The sequence below is a fragment of the Chromobacterium sp. Ag138 genome (assembly GCF_055181315.1).
Genome location: NZ_JBUPWA010000001.1, coordinates 3777174 through 3794636, shown reverse-complemented (window position 1 = coordinate 3794636; position 17463 = coordinate 3777174). Strand labels below are relative to the sequence as shown.

Here is a 17463-nt window from a genome sequence, read left to right as displayed (position 1 = left end):
CTCCTCCATGGACGCCCATGGCAGCGGCCGCGTAAACGTGGTGGACAAGAAGGTGATCAACGGCACAACCGACGTCAACCAGCTGGTACCGTTCAAGCACAAGTGGGCTTGGGAAAAGTACCTGGCGCAGTGTGCCAACCACTGGATGCCGCAGGAAGTGAACATGCAGCGCGACATCGAACAATGGAAAACCGGCCAGCTGACCGAAGACGAAATGCGCGTCGTCAAGCGCAACCTGGGCTTCTTCGTCACCGCAGACTCCCTGGCCGCCAACAATATCGTGCTGGGCACCTACCGCCAGATCACCAGCCCGGAATGCCGCCAGTTCCTGCTGCGCCAGGCCTTTGACGAAGCCATCCACACCCACGCCTACCAATACATCGTGGAAAGCCTGGGCCTGGACGAAGGCGAAGTGTTCAACGCCTATCACGAAGTGAAGTCCATCCGCGACAAGGACGAATTCCTGATCCCGTTCATCGACGTGCTGTGCAACCCGGAATTCAAGACCGGCACCGTCGAAAACGACCAGAAGCTGCTCAAATCCCTGATCGTGTTCGCCTGCATCATGGAAGGCCTGTTCTTCTATGTCGGCTTCGTGCAGATCCTGGCCCTGGGCCGCCAGAACAAGATGACCGGTGCCGCCGAACAGTACCAGTACATCCTGCGCGACGAGTCCATGCACTGCAACTTCGGCATTGACCTGATCAACACCATCAAGCTGGAAAACCCGCTGCTGTGGACCGACAGCTTCAAGGCCGAGATCGTTGAGCTGTTCAAGCAAGCCGTGGAGCTGGAATATGCCTACGCCGAGGACACCATGCCGCGCGGCGTGCTGGGCCTGAACGCCAGCATGTTCAAGGAATACCTGCGCTTCATCGCCAACCGCCGCATGCAGCAGATTGGCCTGGATCAGCTGTTCCCGGGCGTGAACAACCCCTTCCCGTGGATGAGCGAGATGATAGACCTGAAGAAGGAGAAGAACTTCTTCGAGACCCGCGTCACGGAATATCAGACTGGCGGGGCGTTGAGCTGGGATTAAACACAAAAAAGGAGATCATCGATCTCCTTTTTTTTGGCACCTCAAAATGCCAAATGATTATTTAGAAAGGAAATTTAATGAAAAATAATGAGACAATTTCGAAGCTATTCCTTGCCAGACAGGAGTTTGTTTTAATCGGTTTGACTGGTAGAACTGGCTCGGGATGCACTACAGCCGCCAACATCCTTGAATCTGAAGCCTCATTCCCCGATTCGGAAATGGTAAAGATTGGAGAAGAAAATTTTTACCAAGGCAACGATAGGGTTAGATATGCTATTTTGCGCGAGTATGCACAGAAGAATTTTAATAAATTCTACTCAATCAAGGTTAGTGATCTTATATCCGCATATTTACTATCAACCAGCATTGACGAAGCAGCAAATTTTATCCACCAATCAAATACATTAAGCCTGGATATTTCAAAAATAAAAGATATGTTAACCAAGCACAGCTTCGCAAGAAATGCTGTCAAAAAATACAAATCACTTCTTGGCAAGATAATTAATCATAAAGAGGATTTGACTCTCTCTACAACAGAAGAGAAGAACTTTAACAAAACCCTGCTAGCTGTCAGAAGGTTCACATCCATATTTAAAGATGAATTAAATTCACTACACTCCGACCTATACATATACACTTATCAAGCCGCAGGAAACTCAATTAGAAAGCGCGGAAGAGTAGAACCAAACTTTGAGAATGAGGAGTTCGTTCCGGACTGCATATTTCACCTACCTGAAACCATAAATAGAATCATAAAGCTACTACGCAAAATAAATGGAAATGTTTTTATTGCAATTGATGCAATCAGGAACCCATTTGAGGCCCGGTTTTTTAAAGACAGGTATTCCGCATTTTATTTAGTTGCCGTAAACGCACCAAATGATGACAGAAGATCTTATCTGCAGAATGTACACAAATTTAGTGTCGAAAAATTTGATGAAATTGAGATAAGAGAATCTGGAAAGACAAAAATAAGCCATGCCGACTTCATAAGCCAAAATGTAAAAAAATGCATCGAGATGGCTGATGTACATATATTTAACCCAAGAAACGAACTGGAGAATAACAACGTCCTCAAAGCTCAATTGGCTTGGTATTTTTCATTGATGCTACACCCAGGCCTTGTCACCCCAAGGACAATTGAACGTGTAATGCAAATTGCCTACACCGCAAAATCAAACTCAGGGTGCATTTCTAGGCAAGTTGGTGCCGTAGTAACGGATGGTGACAATTCAATCAAGGCGATTGGCTGGAATGATGTCGCCAAAGGGCAAGTACCCTGTTCTCTTAGATCATATAATGGGCTTATCAATGATTTTGATGAAATTACATATAGCAAGTACGAAAGGAATTCAAAAGAGTTCCGAAATGTCGCACGAAAGAAATATATAAAAATCAGCACGATAGACAAGGAGAGCGGTAGAAATCATGCATACTGCTTCAAAGACATAAAAAATGAAGCTGATGGCAAATACAATCAGGTTCATACGCGCTCGCTGCATGCAGAGGAAAATGCTTTTCTTCAAATTGCAAAAAATGGGGGGATGGGTGTTGCCGGAGGCAAGCTATACACAACCGCCAGTCCCTGTGAATTATGCGCAAAGAAAGCATATCAACTAGGCATAGCTGAAATTATTTATATAGATCCATACCCGGGAATTGCACAGGATCATATAATCTCAATCGGCAGCAACCCTCCCAGCCTCACACAATTCATGGGCGCGGTCGGCAAAGGGTACCATCAGCTTTATGAGCCAATTTTGCCATATAAAGATGAGCTAGAATATTTATCAAGTGAAGATTAGCACGGTAGGTTGGGCTGAACTTGTGAAGCCCAACGTTTACCGCGCAACAGAAGTACCCAATTTAGATTGGTAAGATCACATTTTTGGAATCCGCTTCGCGGATAATGTTTGACATACCGGTTCCGCCCGGCAAACGGGCAAGGGGATTGCGCGGCCAATCCCCTTGCAACCCCAGGCCGCCCCTACAGCGCTGCGAAACCCCGTCTTTCAAACCAGCCTCGGGGAGCTGCCGGAACTAGCGGGGCGCTACCGTCGCCCCGCGTCGAACAGCCGGCAGCTTAAAACCCCGAGTCTGATTCGAAAGCCGGCTTGCGCTGAAAGGGGAGATTGACCAAGTTGGTAATAGCCTACTTTCTACAAAGAACTCTGCTCACCGGGTTTCAAAACAGACCTTGCCCATTTGATCAGGCGAAAACACGATGGCATCATGGTAATTTCCGCCGTCATGAAACCTGTCATCCGACTAGGCGACCCAACAGACCACGGCGGTAAAGTGGTCAGCGCCTCAAGCACCACCACCATGTTCGGCAAAGCGGTCGCCCTTGTCGGCGACTCAGTCAGCTGCCCGCAAAATGGTCACGTCAATTGCGTGATCGTAGAAGGTGACCCATCGTGGACTGTCGGCGGTAAAGGTGTCGCCTTAGAAGGACACAAGGTCAGCTGCGGCGCCACATTGATCAGCACCCTCGGCCAAGTACTGCGCGGATATGAATCCAGCGCAGGGACCAGTGCAGCGGCTTCGTCTTCCGCTTCAACGGCGGTAGGAACCACTCTCGCCGCCGCATCTACAGCAGCGGCTCTTTTCGATATGCTTTTCCTAATCCAGGGTGATCAAAGCGGCAAACCGCTGGCCAACATTCCTTACAAACTGTCGCTGGAAGACGGTACCGAGGTCGTTGGCCATACCGATGAGCACGGTTTCACGCAGAAAATCTCCGCTTCCCACCCCGCAATCGCAACGATCATCGCCCCCTACTATGAGCACAACCACGATACAGAGGACACTGACACCGACGACGGATGCTGCGCCTGCGGTTTTGAAGATTCCTGAGCCCGAGCTATCTGGCTCCCAATGGGTATCCCGCTACCCAGGAAGCGCACAAGTCAGTGATCTCGACTCCGACTTTGGAGCCGGTGTCAGTGCATTTATCGCGGCTCTGCGGGCTGCAGGCGCACGCGTATCGATATCTGCCACATTCAGGCCCATTGAACGCGCCTACTTGATCCGCACCAGTTGGGAGATCAAGAACAAAAAAGTCAAACCACACAAAGCGGCAAGCTTTCCCGGCGTAAACATCAACTGGGATCATGGCGATGATGAAAAGTCTATTGCGGCAGCTCGCGCCATGTGTACCGGATACTCGACATCATCACTGGGAACTCGCCCAGCGCTGAAAAGCCGCCACACCGAACGCAAAGCCATCGACATGACCATAACTTGGTCGGGAGACTTGACGATTCAAGATGCGGATGGCAACAGTGTGGTTATCAAGACGCAACCCCGTACCGGGATGAATACCGAACTGAAAACAGTTGGCGCATCCTACGGAGTCATCAAGTTCTGGAAAGGGGCCAAGGACAAGCCCCATTGGTCAACAGACGGAAAGTAAGGATGAAATACACTCTATTCTTGCTGGCATGCTTAACCACTCCCCCTGCTATTGCCGACAATGCCAGCAACCCGGATGTAAAAAAATTCGTCGCAGCGGCTGACTTATGCGAACACTTCCTGGGAGAAATCGGTGGGCCAGGCTCAGCCAAGGAACAAAAGCAGCTGGTGAACAAGGCGAATCGCTACTGCGATATTGCCAAGCGCCAGTTCAAGAAAGTTGATGCCAAATACAAAACCGATAAAGATGTCCAGGCCATCTTGGAAGACTACCGCGACGAACTGGCCGATTAACTGAAAGGTCGGCGATTGCGGGCCTTTTTCATTCGTCCATAGTCAACAGCCAGACCTGCCCATTCTGTCGGGAAAATGAAAGGCCTGCCTCAGCCTTCTGCGCGTAAAATCGCAAGACGGTGCTCAACACACCTCCGTTAGCGGTGGCCCACGCCCGAAAGCCGTGGTTGTTCAACACGCCCTTGCATTGCATTCCACTCGCGCCCTTGCGCTCGCAATGCTTGGTCGGGCAAAGCCGTTTGGAGACATCGCTATGGATGTTCGTCTTGTCGTTTCTCTTTCCCCTCCTCTTATTCCCCCTCCCCGCCACGTATCGCGTGCATCGTTGCGCCTGCGCGCCGCTTATCGGCTTGCGTTTTTGGCGATGCGATTTGCACGTTTGCTCGGGGAGGCTCGGTCATGAGCGCGGCTATCGATCAGCAAGTGAACACGCCGCTGCGGCTGGATTTCGCCAAGGGTCTGGCCATGCGGGTGGTGCGACGGCCGGAGGGGTTTTGGCTGGTGGCGGCGGAAGTGGCCGCGTCCATGAAGCTGGAGGTGAAGGATTTGCTGAAGGCCTTGGGCGAGCCGCTGGGGCAGCCCTTGCGGCTGGCGGACGAGGCGGAACCGGTGTTGTGCCTGTCCGAGGGCGAGCTGGACGAGGTGTTCCGCCGCATCAAGAAACCGGGCGCGCGCCGGCTGCGGCGCTGGTGGCTGGAGGAAACCCGCCCGGCCCTGTTGCATGAGGCCGGCGCGGCCAGCACGGCGGAAACCCTGCACCTGGCGCTCGCCCTCGCCGCGGAGGCGGCGCAGCAAGTCAGCCGCGCGGTGATGGAGGCGGTGCTGAGCGAACCCGGCCGCTGGCAGCATTCGCGCTGGGTGGTGGCGCTGGACTACGCGCCCAACAACAAACAACGCTGGCCGCACGGCAGACTGATCGGCTTGAACTGCAGCGTCTCCACGCTCAGCGGCATGGCGGAGCTGATCGCCCCGCCCGGCAAGATGCCGGCCACCAGCGCGGAGCTGCTCAAGCTGGCCACCGCCTGCCAGCTGCGCCTGGCAGAGCGGATGGGGAAGATTACGGGTTGAATTCTCAAAGGTGCCCACACTCACCAGTGTGGGCACTACTTATCCTCGACAAAGAATATCAAACTTAAAAATTATACACATAACAAGCTCCACAACTGACTGCCGCAAAAAATCAACAAAGTACACCTTCGAATAGCACTTTCTCAAACCAACATCAAAAATCAAAAAGCCATAATTCAGCTCACCCTGCATGAAAATTCCATGTCACGCGCATTGACCTGCACGCATAAAAACCGCATGATGCCAAAATCATACTACATATTGGATTTTAAAAATGACTGCAAATATTACTCCTAGTTATGACTGTTTATTTGATAATGATTACCCTCCTTTCTTACATGACCTTTTTAGCTTAGTTGAGCACTTGAATGCACAGATGGAGGAGTTAAGCACTACTCAAAAGGGAGACAAATTTGCATCTCTAGCTGAATATATAATTCCAAACACTTCCATTGGGTATAGCTTTGACAGATACACAAAATCAAAAAAATCATGGGACAAGGGAGTCGATGTTAGATTTAAATCCAAAGAAAATGAAAGAATAGAATTAAGAATTCAATCTAAATTCACCATATCAAGTGTTGATGATATAGATGCAATCATTAGTAAATTTTCTTCATATGAATCGCATGAAGAGGGTGAAAGAACAAATAAAAACCTCAACCTCCCTCTTGACGATGACACAACCGATCATCATTACTTAATATTTACAACATCAAAAATTAAAGATTTACTTACCCGCTATGAAGAATCCAAAAGACCCTCGCTTGATTTTTTCAACAAAATAAAAGAAAAAGGGCTCTTTCATACAATACAAGGCAACGACCTTCTTACAGAAATACGATCCGCATACAAGCAGGCTTACATTACACCAAAAGGCGTAAGTATCACACTAGACCAACCATTTATTAAAGTAAATAACGTCTACATCGCTGTTGTAAGCACTGAAGAAATACGGAAAGTCTATCAAGATACTGGTGATTCCATTTTCTTTGAAAATATAAGAGAATGGCTGGGGGCCATTGATAACAAATCTAAAAATAGTGCAAAAAGAGAAACTGTAAATGGCGCAATTTCTTTAACACTAGAAGAATCCCCAGGAAAGATGCTGGAACGAAACAATGGAATGACATTCAAAGCAACAGAGATAAAAACAGAAGGGAGCACTAGGCTTTACTTAGAAAGACCAAGCATAGTTAATGGATGTCAAACAACTATGTGCATAGTCAACAGCAAAGCTACAGATGCCTATGTTTTAGTAAAATTTGTGCAAACAGAGGACTCTTGGGAAGTTGCTAAAGCTGCCAACTTTCAGAATGAAATAGAGAGAATCGAGCTTGAGTTGGCACGTTATATAAGGCCTCAACTAATCAAACACATTGGAGCAACGGGTGGGGTTAAAATAAAAGATAACAATCAGTACAAATCAACCGCATTCTCTATATTATCGAATATATACAATGATGAAGTGATATACGAAGAAATAAAATCCATCTTCATTGGTCTTTTTTCTAGATCGCCAAACAATGCAATTGGAACTCACTATGATGCACTAAAATTTGACCTGCTATCCGAATTTGAGAGCGATCAAGACAGAAGTGATTTTATCAAGTCACTTTTCATTATTAACCACATATCCACTAAGTCAATAAGTGAACTCGGCATCACCATCCCAAATAGAAAAATACAAGAAGCGTTTAAAAGATTTTGGGATGATAACAAACCAGCCTATCGAGCAATATTAAGTCTATTAGCCATTTTCAAAACAGCTGAAATAAATTATGAAGACGAGCAAAAATATGATCAGATTAAGGAAAAAATCATTGAATTAGCAAAGTCAATAGATGCAAACCCGCTAATCTTCTCAAAAAATTACATAAAAGGTTTTAAGGCCGTTGCCTTTATGGTATTGGACAATGAAAGTGATATGAACAAAGTTTTACAAAGCATGTATGGTGAAATAAAAGGGCTGAGCTTCAACACGGCAATAATGAAAATGGCACTGCTTGATGAGTAAAACACAGCGCAGCAAATCTGCCGCGCGGTGATGGAGGCAGTACTGCGCGACCCCTGCCGCTGGCAGCATTCGCGCTGGGTGGTGGCGCTGGACTACGCGCCGCACAACAAGCAGCGCTGGCCGTACGGCAGGCTGATCGGCCTGAACTGCGACGTTTCCACGCTCAGCGGCATGGCGGAGCTCATCGCCCCGCCGGGCAAGATGCCGGCCACCAGCGCAGAGCTGCTCAAACTGGCCACCGCCTGCCAGCTGCGCCTGGCGGAACGGATAGACAAATTCGGCGGCTAAGCGCGCATCGCAATAAGAAACACCGCTTCAGGGTGGCGAAGCGGTGTTTTCGTTTCTTCTTCCATACTTCATGCTTGAATTCAAGGTGATGACAACGAACCCTAGTATTTTAGAGGAAATCCTTTTTCTTCCTCAGGGTATTCACCTGAATATGAGGCCAGCGCGTGGTCTGGCCGTTTGAACCGAACATGAATTCAAAAAACTGCACTTGCTCATATTGAAGCTGCAATACTTCGCTGCCGTCGCTGTCTATCACGGTTTCTATCCATAAATTCAGGTTCATTTCCGTGACGTTTGCAAAGGTGCTCACAAACGGCGTATTTAACACCCCGCCTTGCAGCCCGCCATTGTGTTTGCTGCTGAGCTGGATCAGCGTGTATTTTTTGATGCGCTGATCTTTGATTGCGTCACGCAAGCGCAAGTCGGGGCGAACGGAATACGGGTAGTTTGGATGCGCGACGATGCGCTGAAAATAGGTCAGATTGCTATCCGGCTGGGTGCTGGGCAAGGACTTGTCAAATGCCCAGGCCGGCGCGGGCGCGTCGAGATTGAGCGGCGCGGGCGGCGAACCGTCCCCCACGGACAGCAAGGCGGATGCGCCCATGCTGGGTGAAATGGCAAGCGGAGAGCCGGCCAAGGGCACCGGGTTCGCGGCAATGGCGGCGGGCACGGTATTATCATCTTCCGGCGGCGGCGTGGTTGGCCAGGACTGGGTAAAAGGCAGGGTCCAGCAGTCGGTGCCGGTCGGATATTCCGGCTTGCCGGGGATATCGGCCTGAAAGCCGCCGGTAATCATTATCGCGCTGCCATGGGGTATGGTTCCGCTGCGCGCGATGGAATAAGGCGGCACATGATTCGGCCCATTGGCGCCGGCGCCAATGGCGATGCCGGGAAACCCGTTATCGGAAATGACGGACTCTTCTGTTGCCGCGTGGTTGTACATGGGATTCAACCACAAATACATGCCGTCTTCTGCGTGAATGCCCACTCCGTCACTGACGCGTTGTATGCTTTGATTGTATTTCACCGCGCCAGCGAACTGTTCATTTGCGCCGCCCCGGTTTCTGACACTGCCATCCACCAAAGAGAACGTGAGTTCTTCGGTATAGTCTTCACAGAGAAAGTGGAATATGCCGAAGATCGTTTCCGAGTTGGTTCCCGGCGATGGCATACAGGTGGTATGCAGCCCCCAGCCCACTTTCGTCTTGTCCGGATTGTAGTTAACCCATGTGCCTTCAAGCTGCTTCAGCACGCCATAGTCCGCCTCCTGCGTCAGCAGCGCATCCGAATACTCCGGATAAGGGGGCGTTGGTGTTTGCACTATCTTGTTTTCAGACATACAAACCTCGCATGGTCATTAATTGAGATAAAGGACGGCGCTGCGGGAAAGGCGATCAAACAAGAACAAGCCGTGTCATGCTTGCTTATGCAGATGAAACACATGAGAACGAATGGCCGCTTTCAGCAAAGTTGAACTTACAATGCGGCGGCGTTTCATAAATCAATTGCTTATAAGCGAAATCAATTTCGCTTACGCAAAAGCCTAGCACTGGCCATGACGATGTCAAGGCGAATTATCCGCATGTTATTTTAATTTGATAAAGAAAAGTCTTGATTAGTCCAATATGTCGCCAAGCCATCCTCTTGGATGAGGGTGCATAGCCTGGCGTTTTAGGCGGCGTGGTTCGCGCGTTCTCTTGGGGAGGCTCGGTCATGAATACGGCTATCGATTCCGAGGTGAATGCGCCGCTGCGGCAAGAGGTTTTTGGCTGGCGAACGGGGAGGTAGCCGCTTTCATGAAGCTGGAGAGGGAGGAGTTGCTGAAGCCGCTGGGCAAGCCCCTTGGGCAGGCTTTGCGGCTGGCTAGGCGGATGGGCAAGGAGCGGCTGACAGGCAACGCGCCGTGCTGGCTGCGCATCGTTCTGGCGAGCAACTCCCCTCTCCCAGACGGCTTAGCTCAGACTGCGCCCCGCGTGATGGGAAACCAGCCATGAGATTGCCGAGCAAACCATCCACAGCGCGCCCATAGCCGGCAAGAAACATATCGCCGACATCTGCAGGAAAACCAAGAAATACATCCACTCCCCATCTGTCGCACGCCAAAACCACGCGATGGCGAGCGCCCAATAGATCGCCGCCAGAATCAAAAACCTTTGTCCTTCGCTTATCTTTATTTTCCGCATCACATCAGACTCATCGCACGAACACTCGTCATCGTTATCGCCCCCCGCCAAACTCCTGGAACCAGGCGCCGCCTATCTGCTGAACCGGGCGGAACCGCCGGATAGCAAGGCGCGCTAGGCCTGGGCATCTCCCATGCCATCTTCCGCCAACCGCGCCTGCAGCATGGACAATACCCGCCGCAGCGCGGCGATGTCCTCCAGGTCCATGCCCTCCGCCAGCCGGTTGGCCCACGGCGCTTGCAGCTGCATCGCGGCGTTGTAGGCTTCCCTGCCCAGATCGGTCAGCACAATCAGCGAGGCGCGGCGATGGTGGGGGTTGTCGGCAAACGCCACCCAGCCTTCCTTGGCCAAATCGTTGACGATGCGCTGAACGTTCTGGCGATTGCCGCCCATGTCGCGCGCCAGCCATGCCACCGGCTGCGGACGCTCGGCCGCCACTATCGTGCCCAGCACCTGCCAGCGGGCGCTGGTGAGGCCCAGCGGCGCCACCAGCCTGTCGCCTTGCGTCAGCAAGCCGTTGTTTACCCTGAACAAATCCAGCATCACATCCGACAACGCCGCGCCCGCGGCCGTTCTTTCGCTTTGCTGTTGCATTTCTCCCACCTTGCAAATAGACAACAAAATGTCTTTTTGACATCATGATGTCAATGTGAAAACATGAACCATGTTAGCCGATGCCGCGTTCCTTGTCTGCACGCGCGGCCGCGCCGCCGTTTCGTTTCATTCGCAGCAAGGATTCAAGCATGAACAAGTCTCTTCTTCACGCCGCCGCCGCCACGGTCGCGGCCTTGGCCATTGCCATCTTCTGGAGCGCCACCGTCATCTCTGAGCTGTTTCTAAGCCATGGCGGCATCGCCGCCGTCAAACATGCCATCGCCTGCATCGGCGTGCCAGTATTGGTCGTGGCCATGGCGTTGACGGGCGCCAGCGGATCCATGCTGGCCAAGGGCCGCAAGGGCAAACTGGTGGAGAACAAAAAGAAGAGGATGCCGCTCATCGCCATGAACGGCCTGCTGGTCATGATTCCCTGCGCGCTGTTTCTCAACTTGCGCGCGCAGGCCGGCGCATTCGACTCGGCGTTCTACGCGGTCCAGGCGCTGGAGCTGACAGTGGGACTGGCGCAGCTGACGCTGATGGGGAGAAACTTCCGCGACGGCCTCAGGCTGGCCGGCAAACTGCGCGCCCGTCCGCAAGCAGTTTGAAACCGCCGCGAAAGCGAATGCCCCGCCATGGCGGGGCTTTTTTCATGATGGCGCCGTCCTGGCCGATTGACCTGGAACAGCTCTTCTGCGCTCATCCACACAAGTAAAAAACGGCGTCGTCCGCATGCTGCTAGAATACGATGAAGCCCTCGCAGTAGATGTCTCTCCCTGACTTCCACCAAAGATGGAGCAAACGATGACCACTTTCACCGCTTCCCGCGAAATTCCCGCCAGTCGGGAGCAAGTGTTCTCCGCGATCAGCTCGCCGGAGCGGCTGGCGCGCTGGTGGGGCCCCGCAGGTTTCAGCAATACCTTCGACATATGCGAGCTTCAAACCGGCGGGCGCTGGGTGTTCACCATGCATGGCCCGGATGGCAAGAGCTACCCCAATGAAAGCGTGTTCGCCGAAGTCACCGAGCCGGAAAGAGTGGTGGTGCAGCATGTCTCCAGCCCGGAATTCCGCCTGACGATTGCGCTGGAAGTCAGGCTGGGCGCCACCCGGGTGCTCTGGTCACAGCAGTTTGAGGATGCGGGACTGGCCGAGCGCATGTCGTCCATCGTCATTCCCGCCAATGAGCAAAACCTCAAGCGGCTGGAGGCGGAGGTCTTGGGCCGCTAGCGCGCGAGGCCGCCTGGAGAACCAAGGGGACTTCTCGGTAAGTCCCCTTTGCCATTAGGCGCGCTGAAGCGTCCATGCTCCATCCACGTACTGCCGCGTCGGGATGACGCGGCTATCTTGCCCGATCAGCACGCAGAACAGGTCGCGCGCGAATGTCCGGTTGCCAAAAAACCAGGAATGGCTCTGCTCGCCGACAAACGGCGGCGTGCGCGGCTGATCCGTCGCCGCGATGGCGCTGTCCGGCGCGGCCAGTTGCTGGTAGTAGGCGGTGCAATCCACATTGATCGCCTTGGCCGGCGCGTCGGCCGGCAAACCCTCCCGCCCCACTCTGGGAGCCAGGCCGACGCGCTTCACATTGGACAGATCCAGCGCCATGTCGTGATGGCTGGAATAGTTGGTGAGCCGCACGCAATGGCGATAGACAGATTCGGCGCCGCCGTCGCTCCGCGACATCGACGCGGCGGAGACGTCGCCCGCGGCGAAGACCACCTGGCTCACCAGCCAGGCCATGTTCTGGAAGTGGTTGTCGTCCGCGTCGTCAAACGCCTCCCGAATCACCAGCGCGCCGGTGGAATGTCCCAGCACGTGGATGTTGATCGCGCAATCCGCGCTTTGCTGCGCGGACAGGTAGGCGATGCCGTCTGAAACCAGGCGAAACGCCGATTGCTTGGCGTTGCAGCGGTCCGGCAGATAGGCCAGGGCCTTGTTGCCGCTGGGCCAATCGAAAGACACCAGCGCGCCTTTGAACCCCCAGTACTCTAGATCGCCGCGCAGGCGGCGGTGGCGGTCCATGACATCGGCCGCGTCCATATTGTAGCCATGCGCCACGAACAATACGTCGCCCCTGGCTTCGTCATGATCAGCGCTCCACATGGCGTCCCGCCTGACCATGTCAAACCAGGTGGCGGAAGCAATGGCTTGGGAAGGCGCGGGGTTCTGGCCGTCCGGCACCAGCAGGAATCTTGTCTCTCCCACGCTGGCCGTAAAGGCATCGCCGTCAACCGCCCGCACCGACATGACGTAATCGCTCATTTCCCGCTCCCATGCGAGGCTTCCAGCCATCGCCAAAATGACAAAAGAATGAATATATTGTCCCAAACCCCTCCTGTTCTGTCATCCGCAGCCCCGCCTCCCCGCGTGATTTTACAAAACGCGAACATAAGCAAGCCGCGACGTCGGCAATGTCACTCAACGCGGTTTTATCGGCAGCTCATATCCGCTCGGCGAGGAAACAGAAAACCGGCGCCGCATAAGCGCGCATGATTTCCGCTCGCCAAACTCTTTTGCGCTCCCCGCCAACGTCATAAGACTTTGCAGCTGCGTATTAGTACCGATTGAATTTCCGACGCGGCGAAATTTATAACCAAGATGTCGTGAAAAGAGAATGCCCGGCAAGCTTGGCCATTCAAATGACAACGAAAGGGATAAATAAAAATGAGTCGCATATTTATTTGCCATATGGCGGCATCCCTCTGATTTAGCATCATCCACGCCGTGCCGGCCCAATCAGTCCGTAAAAATCAGCAATCGTCCCCGCCATGCCTGCCAGGATCGCGCCTGGCGTTTCCAGCGCAGGCATGCCGTCATTCACGCATCTGAAGGGAAACGCCAATGAACGAGCCCCTGCCTTTGTTTTTGGATATCTCAGCCCATCTGACCGGCTTCAGCGTGACGGAGCTGGAGGCCACCGGCATGGCCGGCGTCTATTGGGACACCGTCCAATACCAGAACGCGCCGACAATACTCGACGGTTTCCTGAACTGCTCCAGGCAAATCCTGAAAGACGGCCGCGACAACGAGAAAGAAATCCACCAGATGATCGCCTCGCAGCTGTTTCCCCGCGACAAGTTCAATGGGCTGGCGCAGAACATCATCAATCTCTGGTACTTCGGCCAATGGGTGCCGGCCAATCAGAACCTCAGCCTGGCCATGCAGCACAACGTCAGCCCTGACGCCTATGTCCAGGGCCTGGTGTGGAACGCGGCGCAAACCCATCCGCCCGGCGCCAAACAACCCGGCTTCGGCTCCTGGGCGGACAAGCCGCTTGGCGCGGGTTGAGCGACGCGATCAACACCACCATCAAGCGAGCACACCATGAGCGATCAACATTTCGATGTCGTCATCGTCGGCACGGGCATTGCCGGAGCCGTGCTGGCCAAGAATCTCACCCGGGCAGGCAAGCGGGTGCTGATGCTGGAGGCCGGGCTGAAAGCCGGACTGGAGCTGGATGCCGAAGCCGCCTTCGCCAACTACCAGTCCTATCTGGACACCTTTCATTACAAAGCCGCCCCGGCCACCAACGGCCCCTATCCCGCGCAGGAGGACGCGCCGGCGCCCAATGTGCTGGACATCTCGCTGGCGATACCGGCGGAGCAGACCGGCTATCTGGTGCAGATGGGGCCGCAGGCCTTCGGCAGCGACTGCCTGCGCACCCCCGGCGGCACCACGCTGCACTGGCTGGGCATACAGGGTGCGCATGCTGCCCAACGATTTCCGCATGCGCACCCTGTATGGCCGCGCGGTGGACTGGCCGATCAGCTACGACGACCTCAAGCCCTATTACGAGCTGGCCGAGCTGGAGATAGGCGTGTCCGGCGATGTGGCCGCCCAGGTGGGGCCGGACATGAACCGCTCCAATTATGGCGAGCGCTATGTGTTCCCCATGCACGCGATCCCGCAGTCGTACCAGGACCTGGCGTGGATACGGAATGCCGCAGGCGCGAAAGTCAGCGTCGACGGGGTGGATTACCAGGTGAGCTTCGTCAGCATGCCGCAAGGCCGCAACTCCAACCACAATCCCGCATACGGCCAGGGGGCCATCCAGTGGTCGCCGGCGACGCAGCGCTTCGTCATCGAAAAAACCCGCGGCGTGTACCAGGTGGTCGGCTCGACTTGGTCGCCTTACACCGGCGAGCGCTGCGAGGGCAACGCCAGCTGCGTGCCGCTCTGTCCGGTCCAGGCCAAGTACAACGCGCTGAAAACCCTGAAGCAGGCCGACATGAACCGGCTGGTCGTCATCACCCAGGCGGTGGCGTCCAAAGTATTGGTCGACCCCGCCACCAAACAGGTGACCGGCATCGAGTACAAGCATTACCGCCACCCGGACGTCGGCGACTACGCCACGCATACCGCGCATGGCGCGCTGTACGTGCTGGCGGCCAACGCGCTGGAAAACGCCAAGCTGCTGCTGATGTCCAGCGTCGCCAACTCCAGCGATCAGGTGGGCCGCAACCTGATGGACCACCTGGTGATGCTGACCTGGGGCCTGTTCAAGCACGAGAAGGTCTATCCCTACCGCGGACCAGGCTGTACCACCTACATCCCCACCTTCCGCGACGGCGCCTTCCGCAGCGATTTCGCGGCCTGGATCTCGCCGGTGGACAACTGGGGCTGGTCGTGGCCGACCAACGCGCCGGGCAGCGATGTGAGCCAGGGCATGCAGGAAGGCCTGTTCGGCAAAGAGCTGCGCGCCTATCTGGCGGACCGCGTGCCGCGCCAGGCGCTGCTGCACTTCGAGTGCGAGCAGCTGCCGTCGCCGGACAACCGGATCACGATAGACGCTCGCTTCAAGGACAAGCTGGGCAACCCCAGGCCGGTCATCCACTACAGCGTCTCCGACTACGAGCGCAAAGCCTTCGCCGCCGCCAAGCAGGCGTCCGACCAGATCTTCGCCCAGGCGCAGATCCAGGACTTCACCCAATACCAGGCGAACCAGCCGGATTCGGTGCAATGGGAAGGCGTGTGGTATGAGTTCTGGGGTGCCGGCCACATCGTCGGCACCCACCGCATGGGCAGCGACGCGGCCACCTCGGTGGTAAAGCCGACACAGCAAACCTGGGACCACGACAATCTATACCTGGTCGGCTGCGGCAACATGCCGACGCTGGGCACCTCCAACCCCACCCTCACCCTGACCGCGCTGGCCTTCATGGCCGCGGAGAACATCATCAGGCAGCTGGACGCGCCGGCCTGCCAAGGAGGAAGCCATGAATAACAACTACGCGACGCAAACCTCCCGCGGCCGCCTGCGCCAGCGTCTGATCCGGCCGCTGGAGCCGGCGCTGCAAGCGCTGTTGCTTGCGCCCGCGCCGGAAGGCTTCCGCATCGGCGGCACGATCAAAACCATCGAGCAGTTGCGCGAGCATCTGCAAACCGCCATCGAGCTGGAGCACTCCACCATCCCCGTCTACCTGACCACGCTGTACACGCTGGACGAGCGCAGGAACCAGTTCGCCTACCAGGCCATCCAGGGCGTGGCGATGGAAGAGATGCTGCACATGATCCAGGTGTGCAACATCCTGAACGCAGTGGGCGGCAGCCCGGCCATCAACAAGCCGGATTTCATCCCGAAATATCCAACGCCCCTGCCCCACAGCGACGACGCCTTCCGGGTCTCGCTGCAGAAATTCTCGCCCGACGCCATCGACACCTTCCTGAAGATAGAAATGCCCGCCGGCAAGTGCGCGCCTCCGGAAGCCAACCACTACGCCACCATCGGCCAGTTCTACCACGCCATCCGGATCGCGCTGGTCGAGCTGGACGCGCACAACCGGCTGCACGGCGGCCCCGGCATTTTCACCGGCGATCGCGCCCGCCAGGTGCTGCCTGAACATTATTACGGCGGCGGCGGCAAGCTGCTGCCGGTATACGAGCTGCAGGACGCGCTGCTGGGCATAGAGGAAATCGTCGGCCAGGGCGAAGGGGTGGACGGCACCATCATCGACACCGACAGCGTCCTGTTCGGCCAGGACGTGGAGTACGCCCATTACTTCCGCTTCAACGAGGTCAAATATGGTCGGCGCTATCGGCCCGACGACAACGCCAAATACCCGCCCACCGGGCCGGCCATCGAGGTGGATTGGCAAGCGGCGGCGGACATGGCGCCCAATCCCAAGATGGCTGATTATCCGGAAGGTTCGCCGGTATGGAAGCAAACCCGCGAGTTCAATCGTATCTACACCAGCCTGCTCGACCAATTGCACGTCGCTTGCAACGGCCAGCCGGCCAGCCTGGCCGAAGCCATCCCCATCATGTATCAGCTGAAATACCAGGCCCAGGCGCTGCTGAACCTGCCCAACGGCCGCGGCGGGCGCGCCGGCCCCAGCTTTGAATACATCGCCTAGGCCTCGCCTTGCCTCGACGGCACGCCGGAATGGGCGCCGCCGGGACAAGGCGCCAGCGCCTGCCAGATCATGGCGAACGAACTCAGTAGTAACCGCAAGAATGCCGAATCCATCTTTTAGGGCAGGGCTATCCTGCCCTTCCTGATCTACTGTTGATTGGTCATTGACGCGGGAAACCGGCTCGACGCCGGAAGGCGGCCTCCCTTGCCCAGGCCT

Annotated in this window: 17 protein-coding genes and 1 pseudogene; 15 read left to right on the top strand and 3 right to left on the bottom strand. The window is 55.0% G+C overall.

Annotation, left to right across the window (positions count from 1 at the left end; translation table 11 throughout):
- The 8 genes from ACY3GB_RS17760 to ACY3GB_RS17725 form a co-directional block, all read left to right on the top strand.
- On the top strand, positions 1 to 1039 hold a 1039-nt coding region (locus ACY3GB_RS17760), incomplete at its 5' end, for a ribonucleotide-diphosphate reductase subunit beta (RefSeq protein ID WP_463089904.1).
- Between the two features lie 77 nt (positions 1040 to 1116).
- Positions 1117 to 2844, top strand: a complete 1728-nt coding sequence (locus ACY3GB_RS17755) for an anti-phage dCTP deaminase (protein ID WP_463089903.1) — start codon at positions 1117 to 1119, stop codon at positions 2842 to 2844.
- Between the two features lie 427 nt (positions 2845 to 3271).
- The gene (locus tag ACY3GB_RS17750; protein WP_463089902.1) at positions 3272 to 3895 is read left to right on the top strand and encodes a PAAR domain-containing protein; all 624 of its coding nucleotides are present in this window, start codon (positions 3272 to 3274) and stop codon (positions 3893 to 3895) included.
- Positions 3822 to 4454, top strand: a complete 633-nt coding sequence (locus tag ACY3GB_RS17745) for a hypothetical protein (RefSeq protein WP_463089901.1) — start codon at positions 3822 to 3824, stop codon at positions 4452 to 4454. The genes ACY3GB_RS17750 and ACY3GB_RS17745 overlap by 74 nt, the downstream gene beginning before the upstream one ends.
- 2 nt (positions 4455 to 4456) lie before the next feature.
- Positions 4457 to 4747, top strand: a complete 291-nt coding sequence (locus tag ACY3GB_RS17740) for a hypothetical protein (protein ID WP_463089900.1) — start codon at positions 4457 to 4459, stop codon at positions 4745 to 4747.
- 399 nt (positions 4748 to 5146) lie between these two features.
- Positions 5147 to 5815 carry a BRO-N domain-containing protein gene (locus ACY3GB_RS17735; RefSeq protein WP_463089899.1) on the top strand — a complete coding sequence of 223 codons (669 nt, stop codon included), beginning with the start codon at positions 5147 to 5149 and terminating at the stop codon, positions 5813 to 5815.
- 274 nt (positions 5816 to 6089) lie between these two features.
- Positions 6090 to 7832: an AIPR family protein gene (locus tag ACY3GB_RS17730; RefSeq protein WP_463089898.1), complete on the top strand. Its 1743-nt coding sequence runs from the start codon at positions 6090 to 6092 to the stop codon at positions 7830 to 7832.
- A 30-nt stretch (positions 7833 to 7862) separates the two neighbouring features.
- Positions 7863 to 8120: a hypothetical protein gene (locus ACY3GB_RS17725; RefSeq protein WP_463089897.1), complete on the top strand. Its 258-nt coding sequence runs from the start codon at positions 7863 to 7865 to the stop codon at positions 8118 to 8120.
- A 109-nt stretch (positions 8121 to 8229) separates the two neighbouring features.
- Here the strand turns inward: ACY3GB_RS17725 and ACY3GB_RS17720 are convergent, their stop codons facing one another.
- Complete coding sequence (locus ACY3GB_RS17720) at positions 8230 to 9459, bottom strand: peroxidase, FMP-type (protein WP_463089896.1); 1230 nt, start codon at positions 9457 to 9459, stop codon at positions 8230 to 8232.
- Between the two features lie 457 nt (positions 9460 to 9916).
- Here ACY3GB_RS17720 and ACY3GB_RS17715 point away from each other — a divergent pair, with 457 nt between their 5' ends.
- Positions 9917 to 10114: a hypothetical protein gene (locus ACY3GB_RS17715; protein WP_463089895.1), complete on the top strand. Its 198-nt coding sequence runs from the start codon at positions 9917 to 9919 to the stop codon at positions 10112 to 10114.
- A gap of 303 nt (positions 10115 to 10417) precedes the next feature.
- On the opposite strand, the gene ACY3GB_RS17710 is transcribed toward ACY3GB_RS17715, so the two are convergent.
- Positions 10418 to 10897, bottom strand: a complete 480-nt coding sequence (locus ACY3GB_RS17710) for a MarR family winged helix-turn-helix transcriptional regulator (RefSeq protein WP_463089894.1) — start codon at positions 10895 to 10897, stop codon at positions 10418 to 10420.
- 149 nt (positions 10898 to 11046) lie between these two features.
- Between ACY3GB_RS17710 and ACY3GB_RS17705 the strand changes: the two genes are divergently transcribed.
- Both ACY3GB_RS17705 and ACY3GB_RS17700 read left to right on the top strand, forming a co-directional pair.
- Positions 11047 to 11505, top strand: coding sequence for a hypothetical protein (locus ACY3GB_RS17705; protein ID WP_463089893.1), 459 nt, complete (start codon positions 11047 to 11049; stop codon positions 11503 to 11505).
- 196 nt (positions 11506 to 11701) lie between these two features.
- Entirely contained in the window at positions 11702 to 12124 is a 423-nt protein-coding gene (locus ACY3GB_RS17700) for an SRPBCC domain-containing protein (protein WP_463089892.1), read from the top strand.
- Positions 12125 to 12178: 54 nt separating this feature from the next.
- On the opposite strand, the gene ACY3GB_RS17695 is transcribed toward ACY3GB_RS17700, so the two are convergent.
- The gene (locus ACY3GB_RS17695; protein WP_463089891.1) at positions 12179 to 13156 is read right to left on the bottom strand and encodes an alpha/beta hydrolase; all 978 of its coding nucleotides are present in this window, start codon (positions 13154 to 13156) and stop codon (positions 12179 to 12181) included.
- Positions 13157 to 13735: 579 nt separating this feature from the next.
- On the opposite strand from ACY3GB_RS17695, the gene ACY3GB_RS17690 reads away from it, so the two are divergent.
- The 4 genes and pseudogenes from ACY3GB_RS17690 (at position 13736) to ACY3GB_RS17675 (ending at position 17247) form a co-directional block, all read left to right on the top strand.
- Positions 13736 to 14182 (top strand): hypothetical protein, encoded by a 447-nt coding sequence (locus tag ACY3GB_RS17690; RefSeq protein ID WP_463089890.1) that lies wholly within the window; start codon positions 13736 to 13738, stop codon positions 14180 to 14182.
- A 36-nt stretch (positions 14183 to 14218) separates the two neighbouring features.
- Positions 14219 to 14299 (top strand): annotated as a pseudogene (locus tag ACY3GB_RS17685) (hypothetical protein); the annotation flags it as partial.
- A gap of 322 nt (positions 14300 to 14621) precedes the next feature.
- A complete protein-coding gene (locus ACY3GB_RS17680; RefSeq protein WP_463089889.1) occupies positions 14622 to 16118 on the top strand; it encodes a GMC oxidoreductase in 1497 nt (498 codons plus the stop codon).
- Positions 16111 to 17247, top strand: a complete 1137-nt coding sequence (locus ACY3GB_RS17675) for a ferritin-like domain-containing protein (protein ID WP_463089888.1) — start codon at positions 16111 to 16113, stop codon at positions 17245 to 17247. The genes ACY3GB_RS17680 and ACY3GB_RS17675 overlap by 8 nt, the downstream gene beginning before the upstream one ends.
- Positions 17248 to 17463: the final 216 nt, after the last annotated feature.